At 69.3% G+C, this 22,106-nt stretch carries 16 protein-coding genes; 9 read left to right on the forward strand and 7 right to left on the reverse strand.

What is annotated here, in order from left to right:
* From HY049_15165 to HY049_15195, 7 genes are all read left to right on the forward strand, one after another.
* Positions 1 to 345, forward strand: a 345-nt coding sequence (locus tag HY049_15165) for a hypothetical protein (GenBank protein ID MBI3450240.1), incomplete at its 5' end; no start/stop codon positions are given.
* Positions 342 to 740, forward strand: coding sequence for a response regulator (locus HY049_15170; protein MBI3450241.1), 399 nt, complete (start codon positions 342 to 344; stop codon positions 738 to 740). The genes HY049_15165 and HY049_15170, both read left to right, overlap by 4 nt.
* Positions 737 to 1,993, forward strand: a complete 1,257-nt coding sequence (locus HY049_15175) for a HEAT repeat domain-containing protein (GenBank protein ID MBI3450242.1) — start codon at positions 737 to 739, stop codon at positions 1,991 to 1,993. Before HY049_15170 ends, HY049_15175 begins: the two co-directional genes overlap by 4 nt.
* 10 nt (positions 1,994 to 2,003) lie before the next feature.
* Entirely contained in the window at positions 2,004 to 3,440 is a 1,437-nt protein-coding gene (locus HY049_15180) for a glycosyltransferase (protein ID MBI3450243.1), read from the forward strand.
* Positions 3,441 to 3,534: 94 nt separating this feature from the next.
* Positions 3,535 to 4,593, forward strand: coding sequence for a transglutaminase domain-containing protein (locus HY049_15185; protein MBI3450244.1), 1,059 nt, complete (start codon positions 3,535 to 3,537; stop codon positions 4,591 to 4,593).
* Between the two features lie 20 nt (positions 4,594 to 4,613).
* On the forward strand, positions 4,614 to 4,985 hold the full coding sequence (locus tag HY049_15190; protein ID MBI3450245.1) for a response regulator: 372 nt from the start codon (positions 4,614 to 4,616) through the stop codon (positions 4,983 to 4,985).
* A 24-nt stretch (positions 4,986 to 5,009) separates the two neighbouring features.
* A complete protein-coding gene (locus HY049_15195) occupies positions 5,010 to 6,095 on the forward strand; it encodes a hypothetical protein (protein MBI3450246.1) in 1,086 nt (361 codons plus the stop codon).
* Here the strand turns inward: HY049_15195 and HY049_15200 are convergent.
* The 4 genes from HY049_15200 to HY049_15215 all read right to left on the reverse strand — a co-directional run bounded on the left by HY049_15200 (position 6,011) and on the right by HY049_15215 (position 14,162).
* A complete protein-coding gene (locus tag HY049_15200) occupies positions 6,011 to 9,265 on the reverse strand; it encodes a CHAT domain-containing protein (protein MBI3450247.1) in 3,255 nt (1,084 codons plus the stop codon). The genes HY049_15195 and HY049_15200 overlap by 85 nt on opposite strands.
* Positions 9,265 to 9,912 (reverse strand): zf-HC2 domain-containing protein, encoded by a 648-nt coding sequence (locus HY049_15205; GenBank protein ID MBI3450248.1) that lies wholly within the window; start codon positions 9,910 to 9,912, stop codon positions 9,265 to 9,267. Before HY049_15205 ends, HY049_15200 begins: the two co-directional genes overlap by 1 nt.
* A gap of 13 nt (positions 9,913 to 9,925) precedes the next feature.
* Positions 9,926 to 10,801 carry a sigma-70 family RNA polymerase sigma factor gene (locus HY049_15210; protein MBI3450249.1) on the reverse strand — a complete coding sequence of 292 codons (876 nt, stop codon included), beginning with the start codon at positions 10,799 to 10,801 and terminating at the stop codon, positions 9,926 to 9,928.
* 187 nt (positions 10,802 to 10,988) lie between these two features.
* Positions 10,989 to 14,162: a putative metal-binding motif-containing protein gene (locus HY049_15215; GenBank protein ID MBI3450250.1), complete on the reverse strand. Its 3,174-nt coding sequence runs from the start codon at positions 14,160 to 14,162 to the stop codon at positions 10,989 to 10,991.
* Between the two features lie 342 nt (positions 14,163 to 14,504).
* On the opposite strand from HY049_15215, the gene HY049_15220 reads away from it, so the two are divergent.
* Together HY049_15220 and HY049_15225 are read left to right on the forward strand one after the other, a co-directional pair.
* Positions 14,505 to 16,151, forward strand: coding sequence for an IPTL-CTERM sorting domain-containing protein (locus HY049_15220; GenBank protein ID MBI3450251.1), 1,647 nt, complete (start codon positions 14,505 to 14,507; stop codon positions 16,149 to 16,151).
* Positions 16,152 to 16,416: 265 nt separating this feature from the next.
* On the forward strand, positions 16,417 to 16,977 hold the full coding sequence (locus HY049_15225) for a hypothetical protein (GenBank protein ID MBI3450252.1): 561 nt from the start codon (positions 16,417 to 16,419) through the stop codon (positions 16,975 to 16,977).
* A gap of 5 nt (positions 16,978 to 16,982) precedes the next feature.
* Here HY049_15225 and HY049_15230 read toward each other — a convergent pair whose 3' ends face one another.
* The 3 genes from HY049_15230 to HY049_15240 all read right to left on the reverse strand — a co-directional run bounded on the left by HY049_15230 (position 16,983) and on the right by HY049_15240 (position 22,064).
* On the reverse strand, positions 16,983 to 18,611 hold the full coding sequence (locus HY049_15230) for a hypothetical protein (GenBank protein MBI3450253.1): 1,629 nt from the start codon (positions 18,609 to 18,611) through the stop codon (positions 16,983 to 16,985).
* A gap of 91 nt (positions 18,612 to 18,702) precedes the next feature.
* Positions 18,703 to 19,482 (reverse strand): undecaprenyl-diphosphate phosphatase, encoded by a 780-nt coding sequence (locus tag HY049_15235; protein MBI3450254.1) that lies wholly within the window; start codon positions 19,480 to 19,482, stop codon positions 18,703 to 18,705.
* Complete coding sequence (locus tag HY049_15240; protein ID MBI3450255.1) at positions 19,479 to 22,064, reverse strand: MMPL family transporter; 2,586 nt, start codon at positions 22,062 to 22,064, stop codon at positions 19,479 to 19,481. Before HY049_15240 ends, HY049_15235 begins: the two co-directional genes overlap by 4 nt.
* Between the last annotated feature and the right edge of the window lie 42 nt (positions 22,065 to 22,106).

The following is a 22,106-nucleotide window of genomic DNA, read 5'->3' on the forward strand; positions in this document are numbered from 1 at the left end:
GAGTACTCCTGCGACGATCCCGGCACCGGCTACTTCTGCCCGAACGCCTACCTCGCCAATCTGGGCGGCGTCGACGTGAGCGACCGGATCGGCTCGCGCTTCGGGTGGAACGCCGCCGTCTCGCTGGGGTGGCAGGTCGTCGGGATCCGCGCGGGCTCGCGCGACACCGACACCGTGCAGGGATACCATGCGGCCGGCACGTGGGACTTCCGCCCCGGGATCACGGGCGAGATCTACGGCGGATGGACCAACCTGGCCCTCGCGAGCGGATCGGGGTTCGCGAGCACGGAGTTCGGGGCGAGGATCCGGTTCAAGCTCGGCGCGCCCGGGGGGACGAACCGATGACGGGCACGAAGGCGGGGAGGAAGATCGTCGTCGCCGACGACGATCCCATCGTCCTCAAGTTCCTCGCGGCGCTCCTCACCGACTCCGGCTACGAGGTCACCACGGCGGAGGACGGCGAGAAGGCGCTTCAGCGCATTCGCGAGGCTCAGCCCGATCTCGTGATCATGGACCTCGTCATGCCCTACCACGACGGCTTCGAGATCACGCGGAGCCTCAGGAACAGCCCGGCCACGCGTCAGCTCCCCATCATCGTCCTGTCGATGAAAGACCGGGAGTCCGACGTGCTCCGCTGCTTCGAGCTGGGCGCCGACGACTACATCCGGAAGCCCTTCAACGCCCTGGAGCTCCTGGCGCGCGTGAAGAAGATCCTCGACCGGCGCCCCGCCGGCGCATGACCCAGCCCTTCGTCCTGTCCACCGCGGGGGTCTACGACCTCGTCGTCACCGTCCTCTGGACGGTGTCGATCGTCTTCCTCTTCCTCCTCCTCATCATCGTCGTCAACAAGGCGTGGCGCGAGTCGCGGGAGGGGTTCGCGGCGCGGCGGCGGACCGAGATGGAGCCGGCGCTCTTCCGCTACGTGATGGGAACCGAGCCCGTGGAGAAGTTCCTCCCCTCCGGGGTGACCCGCCGCGACTGGCTCGTCATCGAGAAGATCTTCTTCGACCTCCTGCGCGTGGCGCGGGGGAACGTGAACACCCGCGCCCGCGAGGCCTTCGAGCGGCTGGGCATGGTCGATCACTACACGAAGCAGCTCGACAGCCGCCGCTGGTGGCTGCGCGCGGAGGCGGCCGAGAAGCTCGGGCTGATGGCGAGCGAGAAGCCGACGCGGCGTCTGATCGAGGTGATGTCCGATCCGATGCCCGAGGTGAGGATCCGTGCGGCGCAGGCGCTGGGGGGCATCGGAACCCCCGAATCGCTCCGGCCCCTGGTCGGCGCGCTCCGCGACGCCGGCCGCTGGTCCGCGATCCGCGTCGGCGGGATGCTCATCGCCGCCGGCGACGACGCGGTGGACGTGCTGCTCGAGGAGTTCCGCAACCTGCCGGACGCCGCCCGGATCTCCGCCATCGACATCTTCGGCCGGATCAAGAGCCTCCGGGCGAGCCGGCTGCTCCTCGACCTCCTGAAGGATCCCGTCGCGGACCTGCGCGCGCGCGCCGCCTACGCGCTCGGGATGATTGGGGATCCGACGAACGCGGGCGCCCTCGCCGCGTGCCTGAACGACCGGGAGTGGTCCGTGCGCGCGATGGCGGCGAAGGCCCTCGGGCGCCTCCGGGAGACGGACAGCGTCCCGGCGCTGTCGGCGGCCCTCTCGGACGCGCAATGGTGGGTGCGCGCCAACGCGGCCGAGGCCCTGAGGGGGAAGGGAGGCGCGGGGCAGGACGCCCTGCTGCACGTCCTGGACTCCGACGACCCGTATGCGGCGCAGCAGTCGGTGCAGATGCTCCAGGAGAGCGGCGTCCTCGACACCTTCGTCGGCATGCTGGTCTCGACCGCGCCGGGCGAGCAGACGCGCGCGCTCGGCATCATGGCGAAGCTCGTCAAGCTGCGCCGCACCGACCTGCTCACCGAGGTCGCGCGCGATCACCCCGACCGCATGGTCCGCCAACGGCTGGCGGCGCTGCTGGGCCTGCCGGCCCCGGTCGCGTGAGAGGAGAACGTTGAGACACATCGTCATCGACGGCGTCGTCCTCTTCAACGACTTCGTCCTGCTGTACTTCGTCGCGCTGAACGCGACGTACCTCTTCCTCTTCTTCGTCTCGCTCTTCGAGGTCCTGAAGTTCGTCAAGCGGACGTTCTTCAGCGACTACCAGCACATCCTCGCGTCGGATCTCACCTGGCCCATCTCGATTCTCGTGCCGGCGCACAACGAGGAGAAGACCATCGTCGAGACGGTTCGCTCGCTGCAGATGGTGAACTACGGCGAGTTCGAGGTCGTCATCATCAACGACGGCTCGACCGACCGGACGCTCAAGAACCTCATCGAGGCGTTCGAGCTGCGGCGGCTCGACAAGGTCTACCGGCGCTCGATTCCCACGAAGAACATCCGCGGGCTGTACGGAAACCTGATGATGCCCAACCTCGTCGTCATCGACAAGGAGAAGGGGGGCAAGTCCGACGCCCTCAACGCCGGCATCAACGTGGCGAGGTTTCCCCTCTTCTGCTCGGTCGACGCCGACTCGATCATCGAGGAGAACGCGCTGCTGCGCGTGGTGAAGCCGTTCATGGAGCACCCCCGGGAGATGGTCGCCGTCGGCGGCATCGTCCGCATCGCGAACGGCTGCTCCGTCCACGAGGGGAGGGTGACCGACATCCGGCTCCCCGACCGGGCGCTGCCGATCTTCCAGGTGGTGGAGTACCTGCGCGCCTTCCTCACCGGGCGCATCGGGTGGAGCGTGATGCGGTCGCTCCTCATCATCTCGGGGGCCTTCGGCCTGTACAAGAAGAGCGAGGTGATCCAGATCGGCGGCTACGACTCCACGTCGGATACCGAGGATCTCGAGCTGGTGGTGAGGCTCCACGAGAGCTGCCGGCGCAAGCGCGCGAAGTACCGCATCGTCTTCGTCCCCGATCCGGTCTGCTGGACCGAGGTCCCGACGAAGATGGCGGTGCTCATCCGCCAGCGGAACCGGTGGCACCGGGGCCTGCTCCAGTCCCTCTGGCGCCACAAGGCGATCCTGTTCAATCCCCGGTTCGGCATCATCGGCGCCTTCGCTTTTCCGTACTTCCTCTTCTTCGAGACCCTCGGTCCGTTCGTCGAGCTGCTCGGCTACATCGCGGTGACGATCTCGGTGATCCTCGGCATCATCAATTGGGAGTTCTTCTTCCTCTTCGCGGCCCTCGCCGTTTTCTACGGCGTCTTCCTCTCCATCGCCGCGATCCTTCTCGAGGAGATCTCCTTCCGGCGCTACCCGGGCTGGCTCGATCTGACGAAGCTCGTCGTGTACGGGATCCTCGAGAATTTCGGCTACCGCCAGATCCTCTCGCTGTCGAAGGTGCAGGCGTTCTGGCAATTCCTGCGCAATCGCCGCGGCTGGGGGGACATGCAGCGCGGCGGGTTCCGGAAACGCGGCCCCGGAGCGGCCGGAGCGGCCTAGCGGCCCGTCGCGTCGGCGCCCGATTCAGCGCGACGATCCGGCCCGCCGCGGGCGCTGTGCTAGATTGGGAGCGCTCGACGGAGGAAATCCCTCGATGACGCTCGCGACCGCACGATCGACGCTCGTCGCCCTGGCATGTACCGCGGCTCTGGCCGCCCCCGCCGCGGCGAGGACGACCACCTCCCAGCCGAAGCCCCCGGGCCCCGGGGCCGCGGCTCCGGCCCCGGCTCATAAGAGTACGCGGCGGGTTCTCTTCTCCTACACGACACTGTACGAGCACCCTCCCAAGGACAAGCAGGCCTTCGACGTCTGGGTGCCCATCCCCGTGGAGACCGAGGGGCAGAAGGTCCGCGATCTCGTCATCTACTCTCCGGGCGACGGCGGCGTCGAGACGGAGCCCGCGAACGGCAACCGGTTGACCCACTTCCACTCCGGGCCGCGCGGCGGCGTGTCGATCAACATCAACACCAGGTTCACCCTCGAGCGCGAAGAGGTCCGCCATCCCGATCTCAAGGCGAAGCCGGCCGTCGCGCCCCCGAAACCCGCGAACCTCGCGACGTACCTGAAGGGGGACCGCCTCGCGCCGATCGACGCCGACGTGAAGAGCCTCGCGTCCAAAGTCACGGCCGGCAAGGCCGCCCCGGTCGACAGGGCGCGCGCGATCTACGACTACGTCGTCCTCAACATCAAGTACGGGCGGAGCGGATCGGGCTGGGGCCAGGGCGATCTCAAGTACGCGCTCATGTCGAAGGGCGGCAACTGCACCGATCTGAACGTCGTCTTCGAGGCCCTGGCTCGCGCCTCGGGCATTCCCGCCCGCATGGTCACCGGCTTCAAGCTGCCCGTGGACGCCCCGGAGGGGAGTCTCACGGAGCACCATTGCTGGTCGGAGTTCTACCTCGACGGCCATGGGTGGATTCCGGTCGACCCGGTCGACGGCGCCGCCCCCGGCGGCCACCGCGACTACTACTTCGGAAACCTGGACGCGGATCGGATCACGTACAGCGTCGGCCGGGACATCGTCCTGTCCCCCCCTCAGGCCGGAGCCTCGATCAACTTCCTGCTCTACCCGTACGCCGAAGCCGACGGCGAGCCGCTCAGCGGTGCCGCCTACGTCTTCTCGTGGAAAGAGGGACCGCCCGCAAAGCCCTGACACCTGCGCGGAGGTACCGGATGGCTCGCATCCTGGTGGCCGACGACGACCCGAACCTGAGAGCGGTCCTGCGCCTGACGCTCGAGCATGCCGGACATGAGGTCGTCGAGGCCGCCGACGGCGTTCAGGCGATCGCGCGCGCCCGCGAGTCCGAGATCGATCTCTTCGTCACCGACATGCTCATGCCCGAGATGGACGGACTCGAGGCGATCCAGAAGCTGCGCGCCCTGAGACCGAAGATCCGGATCATCGGCATCTCGGGAGGCGGCCGGATCGACGCGAAGAACTACCTGACCCTGGCCGCCAGGCTGGGGGCGGCTCGGGTGCTGACGAAGCCCTTCCCCATGCAGGATCTGGTCGCAGCGGTCATCGAGATTCTGGCCGCGCCCTGAGATCCTGTCCGTTAACAGAGAGACATGAGATGGACGCATGCCGCAGCCGCGTGGGCCCTCGCCTCCGCGCTGACCGCCGGCACCTCGGGCCCGGAGGTCGATTCCGAGACGGTGGCGCGCGCCTTCGAGCGGGGGGCGGCCTGCGCCGCGGCGCGGCACGCCGGTGACGGCTTCCGGGATCGGTATCTCGAGTACGTCTACCCCGGCGAGGACGTGCCGCGCCCGCCAGGCTCGTCGAAGCTGACGTATCGCGCCATCGACGCCGACACGGTGCTCGTCCTCCTCGCGCGCGCGGGACAGCTTTCCGAGCCTCTCGCCTCCATGGCCGGCCGCGCGGACGAGGCGCTGAGGGGGGCGCTCCCGCTCTGGCGCGGGCGCGGGTTCACCAACGTCTCGCGCGATCCGCACGCCAGCGGCGTCGCCCTCGACACTTTCTGCTTCGTCTCGTGGCTCTACCGCGACGAGGAGGGCGCGCGCGAGGTCGCCGCCGCCATGGATGACGGCGGGTGGCTCCCGGAGCACCTCTACGAGGGTGAGGAGCGCTTCCGCCGGAGCGCCGACGAGGCGTGGTGCGTCAGGCTCCTGCAGGCAACCGGGATCGAAGGGACCGCCGCCAGGAAGCCGTTCGATCGTCTGGTCGCCGAATTCAAGCGCGACGCGGCGGCCGCTCCCGCGGATCGCGGGACGTTCTACGAGGGGTACCACCTGGGGATGCTGGTCGCCCTGGGCGCGGCGGGCGGCCCGCCGGACGCCGCTCTCGCCGGCGACATCGTCGGTGCCCTCCGTGCCTGGGCTGCCGCGCACCATCCGACCGGTCCGGCGCCCCCGGAAGATCTGTTCGAGTGGGCGAACCTGCCGACCGCCGAGGCTCTGCGCGCCGGAGGGGGGGAGGCGCTCGGGGACGAAGCGGCCCGGGTTCTCCTCGCGTCCCAGGGATCGGATGGCTGCTGGTCGCCGAGCGCGAAGGACCATGCGGCCCCGGGCTCCACGTTTCTGACGCTGCGCGCCCTGCTGGCGCTCGCCCCCTACCGGCGCGCCGGCTCGACGGAACCGTCCCCGCGCGCCGAGGCCCGCGCGGAGCCCGGGACGGTGGGCGTGCCGGCGCCGTAGGCCGCGAGGCCGGCCCAATAGAAGGGATGGTCGAAGCGGGCTCCGTCGGAGTCCACGAGCCGACCCGCGATCATCTCGCTCTGCACCAACCGCACGGCCAGCTCCGGGGGATGCTCCGCGAGGAGCTCGAAGAGGCGCGGCACGATCCTGCGTGACGCGCGATCGTCGGCCTCCCAGAGCCCGGCGATGACCGTCCCGGCCCCGGCGGTCAGGAAGGCGCGGGCCAGCCCGTCGAGCTCGTCGCCGGCCGTTCGCCCGTGCGCGAGCCCTCCTTCGGCGGCGGCGCCGCACCCGCTGAGGACCACGAGCGAGGCGGAGATCGGAATCGCCGCGATCTCACCCGCCTCGAGCCGGCCGTCGTCCCCATCGCCCGGAGCGAGGAGGAGCGCCGACCGGGCGGGCTGAATTGGATCGATGCGGGCGTGCGCGGCGACGTGGAGGACGCCGTAGGCGCCGCCGCGCTTCTTGACGGCCGACTCCCGCGCCTCGACCCCGAGCAGCAGATCGCCCAGGCGCCCGGCTGACGCTGCCACGGCCCGCGCTTCTTCGGCCGCCCCCGGGAGTCGCGACGATTCCGGCGTCGCGGGATCGCCGAGCGCGAGCGTGCGGGCGAATCCCTCCCGGGGAGAACGACCGCGCGACAGGAGCGCCTCGGCGGCGGGGAGAACGGTGAGCGTGAAGCGATCGATCGCGCGCCCCCCCGGGGCACCGATCGCCGCGAAGGGAACGGCGTGAAGCGGGCCGTTCGGGACGATGAATAGGTGGTCGATGCCGTCGAGATCGGCCGCGATGGGGACGAAGATCCGCTCGCCCAGGCGGGCCGCGGCGCGCGACCAGCTCTCGGCGACCGCCGACCCGGCGGCCGCGGGCCGCCCGGGATACCGCACCGCCTCGACGAGCGGGTCGATCGACGTGTCGCGTGACGCCACACGCCGGAAGACGACGCCGTCGCGCCGCGCGACGTAGAGGCCGAGACCGGCGTCGTCGTAGAAGAAGTCGAGGACCGCCTCGTCCGGCCCGAGGAGCCGCCGGAAAGCGGCGGACGGGACCCCCGCGGTCGTCACGGGGGGCTCCGTGGCTGCGGCGGTCGACGCGGCGGGCTCCCACGCGGGGAACTCGAGGCGATCGGTGAAGCCCCGCGCCTTCGCGGCGCGCGCGATGCGGTAGCCCTTCTCGGCGTCTCCCGACTCGGCGTCGAGGCGTGACAGCGCGCGGTACGGGGCGATCCGGTCGTCGAGGATGGCCGCGCGCCAGGGAGCCGCGCGCACCCCAGCCCTGAGCTCCTCCACCTCGGCGATGGATCGCGCGTAGGCCTTCGCGGCCGCGGCGGGCTTCTTCTCCGCTTCGAGCACGCGCCCTTCCATCAGCTCGGTCTGCCAGCCGAACTCCGTCGTCCGCCGGCCGCGGGCGAACCGGGAGGTCCGCTCGAGGGCCGCGCGCGCCGCCGCCGGGGCGGCGATCCCGAGATCCTCCTCGACCTCGATGAGGCCGCAGTGGACCACCCCGAGAAGATCGTCCAGGGCCGTGAACCCGTCGAGCGCCTCCTTCAGCCGCGCGCGTCCGGCGTCGCGGCGCGCCGGGCCCGAGGCGAACTCGACGAGGGCGAGGTCCTTGCGCGCCTCGGCCCGCTGCAGCGGGCTCGCTTCGGGCGGGAAGGCGGCGACCGCCTCCTCGAGCTCCTCCCGTGCGCCGGTGAGATCCCCCGAGCGAAACCTCAGGTTGCCGACCCCGTCGAGCACCTCGGCAAGCCCGACCAGGTCGCCAGTGGTCCGGTAGATCCCCGCCGCCTTCTCGAACTCGCCGAGGCCGCGCGCCCCCTCCCCGAGCGCCGAGACGAGGACGCCAAGGCTCATGCGCTGCGTCGCCTCGAGATCCGGCCGCGCCGCGGCGGCCGCCAGCGCGATCGCCCGGGTGAGGCTCTCCTCCGCCTCGGTGTACCTCCCGAGGTAGTAGAGGGAGACCGCGCGCCCTCCCAGGATCGAGCTGAGCTGCCCCGACGCGTCGGTCCCCTCGAGGAGGCTCTCCGCGCTGGCGAAGAGGGGCAGCGATCTCTCGTACTCCCCCATGGACGACAGGAGAATCGCCTCCTCGTCGTCCGCGCCCGACCTCAGGATCGAATCGTCGGTGGTCGCGATCACCGCGCGCGCCTCGGCGACCTCCCGCGTCGCGGTCGCGTAGTCGCCCTGGCCCCTCGCGAGCGTCACGAGGCGGAGCCTCGAGTCGGCCTCCGCCTGCGTCAGGCCGCCGCGGTGCGCCGCGTCGATCGAGCGGCGGATGAAGCGCACGGTACCCGCGAAATCCCCCTGCTTCTCGCGAATCCCGGCGAGGTTGAACCACGCCGCGCTCTCCATCTCGGCATCGCCGATCCGCCTCGCGACCGCGAGCGAGCGGCGGAGGGCGTCCGTGGCCGGCTCCGCCTCCCCCAGCTTCTCGAGCAGCCCGCCGAGGACGGCAAGGGCGCGCCCCTCGGCCGGCGCGTCGGCGTTCTCGCGGGAGATGACGATCGCCTCCGTGAGGAGCGAGCGCTCGCTCCGGACATCGCCGAGATCGCCGACGACGTAGGCGCGGTTGAGGAAGATCGCCGCGAGCTGACCCCGGTCGCCGGCGCGGCGCGACGTGGCGGCGGCCTCCTCGAGCCTCGCCAGCGCCTCGTCGGCCTTTCCGGTCACCGCGAGGACCGCGCCGAGGTTCGACAGGCACCTCCCCTCCTCGCGAAGGTCGCCCAGCTCGCGAAAATCGACGAGGGAGCTCTCGAACCCCGCGAGCGAGTCGGCCGTCCGCCCCTCGCCGAGAGCGGTGATCGCCTCCTTCTTCCGCGCGACCGCAAGGCGACGCCGCTCGACCTGGGCCGCGGTGAACGAGCGGAAGAGGGCCACGCGATCGGCGAGCGCCGCGTCGTCATAGCTCGCGGCGTACCGGGAGGCGATGGTTTCCGCGAGCGCCAGGCTGTCGGATGTCCCCTCTTCCAGGAGGCGATCGGCCGCCTCGTACGCGGTGGCCCTGTCGGCCGCCACGAGCTTCGCGATCGCCTTCGCGTCGCCGCGCGCGGCGGCGGCCCGCGCGGCCTCGGTGAACGCCGGAGCCTCGACCTCGCCGGCGCGGGCGGCGGCGGACACCGCCAGCGCCAGGGCCAGGAGAACGGCGAGGCGGATCCGGCAGCCCGAGCGCATCAGCGGATCTCGAAGGCCGTCGGGCGGCTCTCCGCGATCACGCGGTCGAGCGCCATCGCACGGATTCGCCAGATCAGCGTCCCCGCGGGGGGTGTCGCCGTGCCGGCCGGCCACGCGGCCGACGTCGCGCCGGCGCGCGCCTCGATCGTCCCGAGCGCCTCACCCGCGGCGCTCTCCACGTTGATGACGTAGCGATCGGCACCCGCGACGGCCGGCCAGTGAAACGCGAGGGAGGCGGCCCGCTCCGTGGATCCCGCGGCGGGCCTCATCCCCTCGAAGGCTCCTCCCGAAGCCCCGCGGTATCCGGTGATGCGGCTGGTCGATGGGACGGTCGTCGTCGTGAACCACATTCCCATGGCAACGGCGATCACGACTCCGGCGGCCAGCGCGCTCACGAGGCGTGAGGTGAACGACTCCGCCGGCGGCTCGGTCGATGTCCCGGCGGCGCCCCGGGGGGCGCGAGCGGATCGAATCCACTCCGCGGGGACCGCCTGGGGCGCCGAGGAGGCCGCCCCTCTCAGGAGGACGACGCCCGACCGGCACTCCCCGCACTCCGCGAGGTGCGCCTCGACGCCGTCGCGCGCGCCCGCCTCGAGCGTCCCGTCGAGATACGCCGCCGTCACGAGCTCGTCCGGATGCTCTCTCACGTGCGCCACTCCCTCACACCGGCCAGAACGACGACATCCCCGACGACTCGAGGTCGGGGCGCGCGACGCCATGACGCTTCAGCCCGAGCCGCAGGCGCTCGACCCCCTCGCGCGCCAGCTTCTCCGCCTCCCCCTTCGACACCGACAGAACCTCCGCCACGTCGTGAGGCCCGAGCCCGTCGCGATAGCGGAGGACGACGGCCAGGCGCTGCCTCGGCGGCATCGACTCCATCGCCTCGTGAAAGGCGAGATCGGCCTCGCGCGAGCGCATCGGGCCTTCCGGATCCCCGTCGAACCCGCGGCGCGGGCTCGCGCGATCGCCCTCGAAGGCCGCCTCGCCGACCGCCTCGACGCTGACGGGGCGACGCCTCTCGAAGAGCCGCGAGAGAAGCCGCCACCTCTGGCTGGCGGAGAGGCTCGACTGGACGCGCTCCGCGCGCGTCTCGATCTCGCCCGGAGTGAGCCGGATGCCGTGGCGGCCGGAGAGCGTCTCCTTCACCTCCGCGAGCGGGCGGCCGTCGCGCAGGTGGTACTCGAAGAGGAGCCGATCGGTCTCGTCCATCCCCTCGACGGTGCGGAAGGGACGGAAGCGGCCGTCGCGCGCTCGGATGAAGTCCAGCGCGATGTTCTTGACGACGACCGACAGGTACGTCGAGAAGCGGCACGGGGCTTCGGGGCGGTACCGGTACGCGCGCACCCGCCTCATGTCGTTTTCCTTGAGGCGCGCGCAGACGAAGAGGAAGAGATCCATCCGGTCGTCGTAGCCGTCCGCGAAGAGGCGGATCACCCGGAAGATCGCGTCCGCGGAGGCGGCGAGAAACCGCTCCCACGCGGACACCCCCCCCGCGGAGATCGAGGCCAGGAGCTCTTTCTCGTCGCTGTCCTGCATGTGAGCCGGACCCGCGCCCGGCGAGGAAAGGATGCTCCCCGCAGGCCGCCCGCCCGCGGGTCCCCCGATTCCTTTCCCCATTGAATGGGAACGAGATTACCAGACCCTCCCGGATAAGAAAACCCCGGCCGCGCGAATCGGACGGCCGGGGTCGAGGATGCGCTGACTTCGGTCGAGGCCGCTTCGACTACTCGACCACCTTCTTGAAGACCGGCGAGCCGCCTCCGCCGCCGCCGCAACCTTCGTCGACGTAGCCGTCGCAGTCGTCGTCGATCCCGTTGCCGCAGACCTCCGCGTGCCCCGGGTAGACGGCGGGGTTGTTGTCGTTGCAGTCGCCCGCGCAGACCGTCACGCCGTCTCCATCGGCGTCGACGCAGTACTTCTCCAGCCTCAGCTTGTCGAGCCTCGCCCCGAGCTCGCGCGGCTTGAACGACACCATGTACGTCCCCGGAGTCAGGTGATAGAGGATCGGGTTCATGAACTGCTCGGGGGTCACGTACGGGTTCCAGTGTCCGACGCGCGTCCAGTTGAAGGCCCCGTACCCGTAGGCCGGGCTCGAGACCTCGAACCGGAACTGCGCCGATGTGCCGAAGCCGAAGTCGATCGGCTGCCCCTGCGGGTTGAAGACCATCACGATGAACGAGTCGTCACCGGAGTTGGTCGCATAGACGCGCGACCAGATCTGGTAGTCGCCCGTCTGCGTGACGCTGAACCGGTAGTCCGCCGAGGCCGGACCGAACGCGACCGTCCCCAGGGGGACGCTCACGTACGTGTCGAGCCCCGACACGTCGGTCCGCATCGGAATGATGAGCCTTCCCGCCTCCGCCTGGACGTCCACGCCCGCCGCGAAGACCGGCACGTCGCCTCCCGGCAGGTGGTCGATCGACGTGACGCCGGCGAACGACCCGCCGCCCGCCGGGTAGTACGTCGTCCGGATCTCCATCGACGTCACGGTCGCATCGGAGGTCATGACGAACGAGTACGACGTCAGGCCGCTGCCCACCGTCGTCCACGCCGTATACGTGCCGTCGGCCTTCTTGAAGCGCTGCTCGAGCAGGGTGTTCGGCGACGCCGGGTACCAGCCGAGCCGGTTGTCGAGGGTGCAGGTGCCGGAGTCGTAGCTCTTGAGCCCCGACGGGCACAGGAGCGGGCTCTCGTCCACCACGCTGTTCTCGTTGTTGTCGATGCCGTCGAGCATCTCGGGGGCGAACGGGAAGCGGCGCGGGTTCACGTCATCGGTGTCGATCCCGGTGTGGGCGGCCGAATAGAGATGGTCGAGATCCCCGTCGATGTTGTCGAGCTTGTACCAGACCTTCAGGTCGCCGCTGTTGTGGTAGAAGCCGCCCGGATCGCTCCAGCGGCAGGAGACGTGCTGCCCGAGGACGTTCGTCCCCTCGTACCCCACGCTGAACGTCTGCCGCGGGTTGACGCTCTTCACCTGGAGGTTGCGCGTCGGATAGCTCCCGAGCATCGCCGGTGTGACGAGCGTGTGGAGGACGAAGTCGTAGTTCGGGAAGCCCCGGAACGACGTGATCGAGGCCCTGGCCGAGGGATCCGCGAGAAGGCTCGCGATGGTCCGGTACCCCTGGCCGCCGAAGTCCACCTGGAGCCCGTACCAGTCGGCGTTCGGCACCGTGATGTTGTGGAGGGTCGAATCGGTCGTGACGCGGTGGCCGTACCACGTCGCGCCGTACACGTTCCCGCACCGCGGGTTGTAGATGTTGCCCATGAACTGCGTGTAGGCGCTCTCGATCGTGAAGCCCGTCTTCACGTAGAGGTCCACGGTGTCGTACGTCGAGACCGACGAGACGAGCTGCGTCGCCGGGGACGTGCCGTCGTTCGCGACGGCGAGGGCGGAATCCTTGTCGGGCGGCGGCGTCGGCTCCTGGAAGTCCGCGGCCGTGGCGAAGTAGAAGAAGATCTTGTCCTCGGGAGCGAGGAGGGTGTTCTCGAGATCGAACTCCGTCAGGGGCTGCGAGGCGTAGCTGAACCCCACGATCCAACGGCCGTACTGCGATTGCTCGGTCGGGGTGAGCGAATCGAAGTCGCGGTCCGCGAACATGTTCGTGCGGTGGTTGATCCTCTTCACGATGAGCGAGCCGTCGGGCAGCCGGTCGAACTCGACGTTGGCCGCCCCCACGTACGTCGTGAGGAGGTCCTTCCCCGTCAGGCAGGCGTTGTTCGGCTGGAAGACTGAGACCTGGCCGTAGGCGCGCGTCGTCGTGTCCCCGTAGTGAATGGAGATGCGGGAATTCCTCTGATTGACCTGCGAGATGATCGCAGCCACATCACGGCCGGTGGACATCTCGGCGGCCGTGTATCCCCCCGCGATCTCCATGTCGAAGATCCACCCCTCGGCCAGATGGTTGAGCATCTCGCCCGAGTCCAGCTCGGTCAACGACACGAAGTCCGTCGCGAAGTTGTTCCCCGCGCCCCAGTGGAGCGGGTACGGTCCCGGCATCGTCTTGTCGCCGAGGGCCAGCTTCGCGCCCGTGAACGGGCTCCACGCCACGACCGCGACCCTCACGTTGGAGACGTTCACGTCGATCGCGTAGTCGGACAGGTTGAACAGGGAGAGCTCGCCGGACACGTACCCCGCGTTCGGGTCCATCTGGGCCGTCGTGAGCGTCACCTGGTTGCGGATGTCCGTGTACTTGTCCTCGGTGGTGCGGGTCTTGTCACTCGTCCACGTGGTCGTCTCGGATCTCTCGACCTCGCCGCCGAGCCCGAGGTCGAGGCTGAAGATGGGCCTCTTCCCCGTGATGCTGGCGAGCTTGAAGCCGAACGACCCGTTGAACTTCCTCTTGAACTCGCGCGTGTCCTTCACCGACGTGATGATCTTGAGGTCGCTCTCGTGGAAAATGTTCGTCTCGTTCCGCGTCGTGTTGGTGACGGTGTAGTGGACCGTGACGCCCGGATCGATGTGCGAGGTGAACCGGGCGACGATCTTCGGCCGGTCGGCGACGTACTCGCCGTGCCTCAGCGGAAACTGATCTCCCGTCCCGATGAAGGTGTCGCCGTCGTAGTCGCTGTCGGGCGGGGTGCACGTCGTGAGGGCGGAGGTGCCGCCGACGATGCCCGCGCTCGTGCCCGGGTCATCGAGCGGGACCGCGAGAGCCGTCGTGTTCGTCGATGTCTCGGCGTTCAGCGCGGCGAGGTACTCGTCCCATGGGATTCCCTTCCTGAAGCTGCGGGTGATCTCGGCCGTCCCGTCGGGCCGCACGTGCTTGACGATCCTGGCGGTCATGTCGTCGAGCGTGGGCCGGACCTTCTTCGGCGTTGCGGGTGGCGCCGCGAGGGCCGCGCTGGCCGCGAGGGCCAGCAGTGCCGTCACGGGTCGCAGGTATCGCTTCTTCGTCATGCACACACCTCCCCGAACCTCTGTGGTTCCGGGCGCCCGCCCGAGGGGGGGCGGAGTTCACCCGGTTACAGGAGGTATGAACGGACAGGAATCGGCGGCGCGCGACGCGGACGATCTCCGGCGCGGCAACTCGTCAAACTCCGAACCATGGCGTGCCGCCCGGATGAGACACTTCATGAGAACCCGCGTCCTGATTGATGTTTCGAGACGATAAATAACTTCGCTAATTGTCTACGAATCGACGTATACTCCCGCCCACGCACTCCTCTCGCCGCGAACCACGATGGCTCCCCGCTCGCCCCGCCGAGGGCCCCCGCGCGCCGCGCCGGGTGGAGGAGGAGGGTGGCCCGACGCTCCCGGATCTCGGCGATCCGCGAGGGGTGGGCCCGCGATCCCAAGGAGGAGAGGTTCATGGTGATGCATCGAACCGAACGACGAACGCGACGATGGCTCGCACGCGCGGCGTGGCTCGCCCTCGCCGTCGCGGCATGGGCGCCGTCGCCACTGCTGGCCCAGAGCGCAACGGTGACCGCCGACGAGGGGTACCTCATCGGCACGGGAACGGGACAGGGCGTGAGCGGGGCCCTTCAGGGTCCGTTCACGCAGGGCCACCTCGTCGCCGCGACCAGAAGCCTGCTCCCGGCCGCGGGCGACACGTATCTCTACGTGGTGGCGGCAAGCGACGACACGGGAACCGCCGGCGTCCTGGCAGATTTCCTCCAGTCCGCGCCGGCCTCGGGGGCGGTCACGGGCGTCGGCCCGTGGACAGCCTGCGCGGCCGGCGCCCCGAACGCTCCGGACTGGGACCCGCCGGCGGCATTCCCCGTGGCGAACCCGGCAGGCGTCAATGCGGCCATCGCGGCGTGCAACGCCGGTGGTCTGGCCGCGGGCACGACGAGCGTCCAGTGGGTCGGCTTCTACGACCAGGGAGGGGGCGTCATCGCCTCCGGGGAGGACAACACATCATCGGCAGGGGACTTCGGCACCGCCGGCACGGTCGCGACCTTCGCGCACTGGATGTGGTTCAACCCGGCCGGGTTCGCCGATCCGTTCTCGCCGGGGGCGACTCCCGGCAAGGAGTACTACATCTTCCGGCTCCCTCTGAGCTGGATCCAGAACAAGGTCGTGGTCTCGCTCGCCGGGGACTATCACAACACGACCGGCGGCCCCATCAACAGCTTCGAGTGGACCATTTCCGGCATCTACACGAACCTGATCAACTCCTACAACGGGCCCTACGTGAACAACGGGGGCAACGCCGACGCGGCGACCAAGTTCGGCGCTCCGACCCTCACGAACGACGGCACGAACACCACGATCACGTGGCCCGCGCTCGCTCCGATCGCCACCGGGAAGTTCGTGCATCTCGGGTTCACGGTGCTTGGAAACGTGGTCTCGTCGCTGGCCACGGGGATGGACCCCAACTCCCTCGTCGTGTGCAACCACCAGCTCAACGTCCACGTCGATCCGCCGATGCTCCAGGGCCGCAACATGCACACGCCGCTCAGGGACGGATTCGTCACCTTCGACAACGCGGGCACCTCCGGCGGAAATTGCGAGTCGACGACCCTGTTCGTGCGCAACGTCGTCGGCGAATGGTACGAGGACGATCTCGCGGCGCTCGAAGACCTTCTCGCGGCGAGCCAGCAGGATCCCTCGCGTCCCCACCCGGGCCCCATCCGGCACTTCGCCGTCAAGGGCACCAGCAACGACGTCGTCTCGGTCGCGCCGGGAGCGACCAGCGCCCCCGTCAGGCTCTCGGTGATGCCGACGGTCCGGACCAACTACGGCGCCATCATCTACACCGTTGGAACCTCGGCCGTTCCTGATCCGAACGATTCGATCCAGTACGCGCTCATCCCGGTCTTCCAGGACATCGCCCCCATCCCCACGCTTTCCGAATGGGGGATGATTGCCGTCACGGGGCTGCTGCTTCTGACCGGCGCCCTGATGATCCGGAAACGAGGCCGGCAGGCCCCGACCGCCTGACCCGACGGGCCCCGGTCGCCGCCCGGCGATCGGGGCTCTTGCCCTCGCTCGTGAGACCCGGCCACACTCCGCACGATGAGTCCGGCGTCATCGAGACTGACGCCCGAGCGCCTGGCGATTTCGCCTGCCTGACACCGAGACGTGTAGAATGCCGGGATGGCGTACGATTGCCCACGCGGAGCGCGTGAGCCACCTTTCAATCTGCAGATTTGCGGAGTTGTCTCGAACCCCGATGTACCCCATCCGCTGGTGAAGGACGCCTGACATGATCCAACTCGTCGTGCTCTGCCGAGCCGTGCTCGCCTTCGCGCTCCTCGCAGCAGGCCCCGTCCAGGCTCACCAGGGCGCCGTCGAAGCGACGGAATTCCGGTCGCCGATGGTGATCGACACCATCTTCGTCGCGGCCGACCGCTCACGCTGGCTCTCGAAGGGATCCTCGTTCGATTGGTTCAGCGCCGACGAGTACAGGGTGCTCGGGAAATACCGCTGCGATGGCCTGTCGATCCGCGCCAACGACTATGCCAACGCCGGCGCCTGGGACAGCGGCCTTTACTTTCGACCCCGCGAACTCCCGGACGGCATGGTCGAAGTGGAAGTCTGGGTCTCGGTCCTGAACCCAAGGAAGAATCACGACAAGAGCGTCACGGTGACGCTGGAAGTCAGGAACGGCGACGAAGTGGTCACCACGGCCACGATCGGGCCATGGAAGGTTGAAGACAAAGGGAGGGAAAAGGTGCGGAAGGGCAGCCTGACCGTGCCTTCAAGTCAGCTCAAGACCGACCCTATGACCAGCCTTCGAATCACCCTCACCGCCCGCGACATCTGACTCCCCTACTCCTCCCCCGCCCCCACGTAGATCGGCCGGATGTCCACCGGGATCCCCTTCAGCCGATCGAGCGCCGCCTGCAAGTCCGGCGGCACCTTCGCGTACGTGTCGAGGAGCTTCTTCGCGCCGGCGTAGTCCCCGAGAGCCTGGACCATGCAGATGTCGTGGACGAGCCCCTTGATCCCCTCGTCGAACTTCGCGAAGTCGACCGACAGGCGGCCCGACGCCGTGTCGAGGACGAACGCCCCGCGCTCGACGAGGTAGTTGTACTGCAGCGCCACCCCCTGCCCGTGAGCCTCGGTGATCCCGAAGCGCACCGAGCGGAACATCCCGGCGGCGAACGTCACGGCCAGATCCCGGCGAAGGGACTCCGGAAAGACCTTCTTCCCGATAAGGAACGAGACGTTGTAGACCCCCATGACGTCGGCCTTGGCCTCCTCGAGAGCCGAGAAGAGATCCTTCAGCTCGAGGCGCGCCTCGGTCTCCCGGCCCCCCACGCGAATCTTCCCCGGCCCCAGGCCGTGGCTCAGCTCGTGGAAGAGCGTCTCGTTGAAGAAGGCCTCGGGGGTCACGAACGGTAGCTGATCCGCCGCGATCGTCCGGGCGGCGATCGGCTTCAGGATCGCGGTGAACTTCGCGTCCATGACGTTTCGGAGGAGGATCTTCTTGCTCCCCTTCGCCTCGCGGACCCTCTCGTCGTTCGGGAGGTTGTACGCGATCGTCTGCACGCCGGCGCGCGTGTCGCCGGCCGTGAAGACCTCGTCCACGACGCCGATCGGCGACTCGGCCCCGCGGTTGAGGTTCTTGTGCTCGTCGGGGATGGGGAGGTTCCGCTCCATCGCCGGCAGCTCGCTCTTGTACCCCGCGAGCTTCGCCGACGCGACGGGATCCTTGATCGTCACGAACGACTCGAAGGCCGCCTTGTAGCCGAAGAGGCGATCCTCGTAGGTCTCGTACGGGCCGATCGTGATCTCGATCGGTGAGTCGAGATCCATCCAGGCCATGTCCGAGTCGAAGTAGTCGCCGGAGGCGAAGGCGGCGGCGCGCGCGAGCAGGTACTTCTTGAGGGACTCGTTGCGCGTCACTCCGGCGGCCTCCTTCAGGAAGGTCGCCGCCGGGGCGAGCCATGCCGCGTACTCCTTCGCGTACGGCACGGCGACGAGTCCCCCCGCCTTCATCTCGTCCCTGCGGATGACGGTGTAGAGCCCCTTGAACGCCCCGGCGTCGGCCGGGTGAGCCTGAATCCAGGACTCGAACTCCGCCTTCGTCAGGTCGGGGGGATAGAAGCCCGCCCCCTCGGGGCGCACCTGATCGCCGAGGAAGGGCTTCTCGTCGAGCCGATCCCACGGCCCCGCGCTCAGATCGAAGTAGGCGAGGGCCGGGCGGTACGCCGCGTTTCCCGCGGCCATCCGCCGGAGCTGCTCCCGGAGGGCGCCGTTGTCGGCCCAGGCCTGACGCAGGAAGATCTGCGAGATCTCGCGGCTCGCGGCGACGAGGCGATCGATGACCCGGCGGTCTTCCGCGCCGAAGGCCGACAGGTTCGCCTCGACGCGCGTCGGGGCGAACTGCGCCAGGCGGTCGAGGACATCGGGCGTGACGGCCCCGGCGACGGGGGCGGCGTGCGCCTCCTTCATCCGCGTCGAGCTTCCCGGGCTCGCGACCGCCGCCGCGGCCGAAGCCAGCGCGACGACGAGAACGGTGGTGATGCGCATGTGTCGCCTCCCATCACGTCAGCAGGAACCAGATCGCGGCGCCGGCGGCGAGCCGGTACCAGGCAAAGGGCCGGAAATCGTGGGTCGCGACCCAGCGGAGCAGGAACCTCACCGTCACCAGCCCCGACACGAACGCCGCGGCGAACCCCGTCGCGAAGAACGAGGCATCGCCCATGTCGAGATCGTGGCGCACCTTGAAGAGCGAGTACAAGCTCGCGGCGAGCATCGTGGGGATGGCGAGGAGGAACGAGAACTGGGTCGCCGCGCGGCGATCGAGGCCGAAGGCCATCCCGCCCATGATCGTCGTCGCCGAGCGCGACATGCCGGGAAAGAGCGAGAGGCACTGCGCGAGGCCAATCGAGAGGGCGCTCCGCGCCGGGATCGAGTCGACGTCCTGAACGACGGGGCGCGGGTGGTAGCGCTCGACCAGGAGGATGCCGACCGCGCCGGTGATGAGGGCGATGCCGACGGTCCGTGGAGAGTAAAGATTTCTCTCGATCCAGCCGTGAAAAAACAGCCCGGCCACAGCCGCTGGAACGAACGCGAGGGCGAGATTCAAGACGGCGCGCCGCCCCGCGCCCCCCCGACCGGCGTCGAGGGCGAGGCGCGAGAGCATCCCGCGCGTCTCCCAGACGACGGCGACGATCGCGCCGAGCTGGATGAAGATCTCGAAGGCCTTCGCCTTCTCCCCCGTGAACCCGAGGAGGTATCCCGCGACGATGAGGTGGCCGGTGGAGGAGACGGGGATGAACTCCGTCATCCCCTCGACCACGCCGAGGATTGCGGCGATCATCGCGCCCCCTCGCGGACGCCCGCCGGGACGGCGTCCGCGACGGCCTCGGGCGCCGCAAGCGCCGCGGGGAGGAAGAGGAGGGCCGTCAGGAGGCAGTTCACGGTCCCCAGCACCGCGACGACGCCGACGCTCCGCATCCCGGGGAAGCTCGAGAAGCACAGCGAGCCGAATCCGGCGACGTTCGTGAGGGCGGCCATCCCGACCGCCTTCCCCGTCTCCATCAGCCCGCCGTCGAGCTTCCCGCCGCTCGCGCGCATGCGATGGATGATGTGGATGCCGTAGTCGACCCCCGAGCCGAGGATCATCGTGGCGGTGAAGGCGTTCACGAAGTTCATCTCGATGCCGAGGAGGCTCATGCACCCCAGCATCATCACGATGCCGCCGAGCACCTGGGCGTTCGCCAGCATCGCGAGCTTGAAGCTCTGGAGATCGAGGATCAGGAGCACGGTCACGAGCAGGATGCCGATGGCGACGGCGCGCTTCGAGTCCCGCAGGAAGATGCGGCGGAGCTCGGAGCTGACGACGTTGACGCCGGTGATCGTGATGGCGGGATCCCCTCCCGAGAGCGCCTCCGAGATCCCGGGCGGCACCTCGCGGCGCCATTTCGCGGAGTCGAGGTAGAGGTAGACGGCGGCGCGGTATCCCGAGGGCTTCTCCTTGATGTACCGCCCGAGAAGGCTGCCGAGCTCCTTCCCCTTCAGCGCGTCGACGCCGACGGGGCGATCGACGTCCATCATCTGCTTCAGCTCGACGAGATAATCGTCGAAGGCCTCGGCGCGGAACCCCTTCGCCTCCGCCTCGGCCCTCAGCGCCGCCTCGACGCGCGGGAACGAGAGCGGGCCGTCGGCGCGCTCCCGGCCCTTCGCGAGCGCCGCGAGGATCGCCTCCTGCGCGGAGGCGGGCGGCAGGTAGTTGAGGAGCGAGTCGCTCCCGCTCACCGTCCCGTCGGTGACGAAGGGGGCGAGCCTCTCCTGCACGCCGCGCATCTTCTCGAGGGCCCCCTCGAGGTCGGGCGCCTCGATGATGGCCATCATCACGTTGAGGTTGCCGCCGAACTTCTTCGCGACCTTCTCTGAGACGAGCGAGCCGGTGTTGTTCTTGCTGCGAAGGTCCCGGAGGTTATCCGAGAAGCCGACGTTCCACCCCGCGACGGCGAGCCCGGCGACGATCAGCGTCGAGGCGAGGAGGGTGACCTTCCGGTGGCGGATGGCGAACGGAATCATCCGCTCGAAGCCGAACGACTGCACGTGAAGCCTCTCGGGCGTGATCTTCTGGCCGGCCCTCCCCTCGTTCCACTGGATCATCGCCGGCAGGAGGAAGACGATGGCGGCGAGGCACAGCAGGATCCCCGACCCGAGGAGGAACCCGAGCTCGCGCAGGCCCAGGAACTCGGTCGTGCACATCGCGTAGAAGGTGCCGGCCGACGTGATCGCCCCCGTGAAGACGCCGAGCGTCGCCTCCCCCATCATCCGGCGAATCGCCTCCTCGAGGTCCTGGCCGCTCTGCCTCTCCTCGACGTATCGGGCGTACATGACGATGGTGAAGTCGGTGCCGAGCCCCATCAGCATGGCGATGAAGCCGGACGACGCGGAGTTGAGGCGGCCGAGGACGAGGGCGGCGAGCGCGAAGGTGAAGGCCTGGCCGACCATGAGCGGGACGCTCGAGTAGAAGAGGGCGCCCATCCTCCGGTAGCCGATCACGTAGAGCCCCAGGACGCCGACGAACGAGAGGACGCCGGTCATCTGCATGTCGGTGCGGATGAGGTTCGAGTCCTCGAGCGTCGCCACGTACGCCCCGCCGTACGAGACCGCCAGCCCATCGAGGTTCTGCTCGTCCTTCGCCGAGGCGGCGCGGGCCTCGGCCTCGGCCTGGTGGATCTTCGCGACGAGCTGCGCCGTGTAGCCGAGGTTCTGCGCCGGGCGGGCGGGCTTCACGAGGATGAGCAGCGCCTGCCCGTCCTCGGACATGTAGTAGCCGTCGACCGCGCTCACCTTCAGCACGCTGCGCCCCGCGAGGAGGCGGCCGAGCACCATCCTCCCGAGGCCGAGGGGGTCCCGCTTGACCAGCTCCTTCAGGAACTGGGAGGAGGGGGACTGGAGGATGCGGAGATCCTCGGCCAGCGAGTCGCGGATCCCCCTCTCGCTGAGCTTCTTCGTGAGCGCGGGGATCTCGGCCGGGGGGACGAACAGGAGCGCGTGCTTGCGGAAGAGGGCGAGGAGCGCGTCGTTCCCCCCCGCCCGGTACTCGACCGACTGGACCCCGGGGATGTCCGCGAGGCGATCCGCGAGCGCGTCGGCGAACTCCTCGTAATCCTCCATCGAGCGGCCGGGAGGGGCCTCGAGGAGGACCGGCAGGTAGTCGATGCCTCCGAAATCGTCGAGCGACGCCTTGAAGGCGTCGACCTTCGCGTTGCCGCGAGGGACGAGCGTGAGGATGTCGGTGTCGAGGTGCAGACGGGTCGAAATGACGACCGCGAGGAAGACGAGGAGGGTCGTGACAAGGAAGACGAACCCCTTGCGACGGGCGGCGAACTCGCCGATGCGCAGGAAGAGCCCGGCGCGCTGGGATGTGGAGGCAGTCATCTGCGGTCGGCACCACGGGAAGATTTGGAAAAACGGGCCTCG

This window comes from Acidobacteriota bacterium (assembly GCA_016195325.1).
Lineage (GTDB): Bacteria > Acidobacteriota > Polarisedimenticolia > JACPZX01 > JACPZX01 > JACPZX01.

What these genes read in the sequence shown, in the direction of transcription:
- HY049_15225 (MBI3450252.1), top strand. Translation starts at nt 16,417, where the DNA reads ATGATCCAACTCGTCGTGCTCTGCCGAGCCGTGCTCGCCTTCGCGCTC.
- HY049_15215 (MBI3450250.1), bottom strand. Translation starts at nt 14,162, where the DNA reads ATGACGAAGAAGCGATACCTGCGACCCGTGACGGCACTGCTGGCCCTC.
- HY049_15195 (MBI3450246.1), top strand. Translation starts at nt 5,010, where the DNA reads ATGAGATGGACGCATGCCGCAGCCGCGTGGGCCCTCGCCTCCGCGCTG.
- HY049_15230 (MBI3450253.1), bottom strand. Translation starts at nt 18,611, where the DNA reads ATGAAGGAGGCGCACGCCGCCCCCGTCGCCGGGGCCGTCACGCCCGAT.
- HY049_15185 (MBI3450244.1), top strand. Translation starts at nt 3,535, where the DNA reads ATGACGCTCGCGACCGCACGATCGACGCTCGTCGCCCTGGCATGTACC.
- HY049_15235 (MBI3450254.1), bottom strand. Translation starts at nt 19,482, where the DNA reads ATGATCGCCGCAATCCTCGGCGTGGTCGAGGGGATGACGGAGTTCATC.
- HY049_15200 (MBI3450247.1), bottom strand. Translation starts at nt 9,265, where the DNA reads ATGCGCTCGGGCTGCCGGATCCGCCTCGCCGTTCTCCTGGCCCTGGCG.
- HY049_15240 (MBI3450255.1), bottom strand. Translation starts at nt 22,064, where the DNA reads ATGACTGCCTCCACATCCCAGCGCGCCGGGCTCTTCCTGCGCATCGGC.
- HY049_15210 (MBI3450249.1), bottom strand. Translation starts at nt 10,801, where the DNA reads ATGCAGGACAGCGACGAGAAAGAGCTCCTGGCCTCGATCTCCGCGGGG.
- HY049_15170 (MBI3450241.1), top strand. Translation starts at nt 342, where the DNA reads ATGACGGGCACGAAGGCGGGGAGGAAGATCGTCGTCGCCGACGACGAT.
- HY049_15175 (MBI3450242.1), top strand. Translation starts at nt 737, where the DNA reads ATGACCCAGCCCTTCGTCCTGTCCACCGCGGGGGTCTACGACCTCGTC.
- HY049_15190 (MBI3450245.1), top strand. Translation starts at nt 4,614, where the DNA reads ATGGCTCGCATCCTGGTGGCCGACGACGACCCGAACCTGAGAGCGGTC.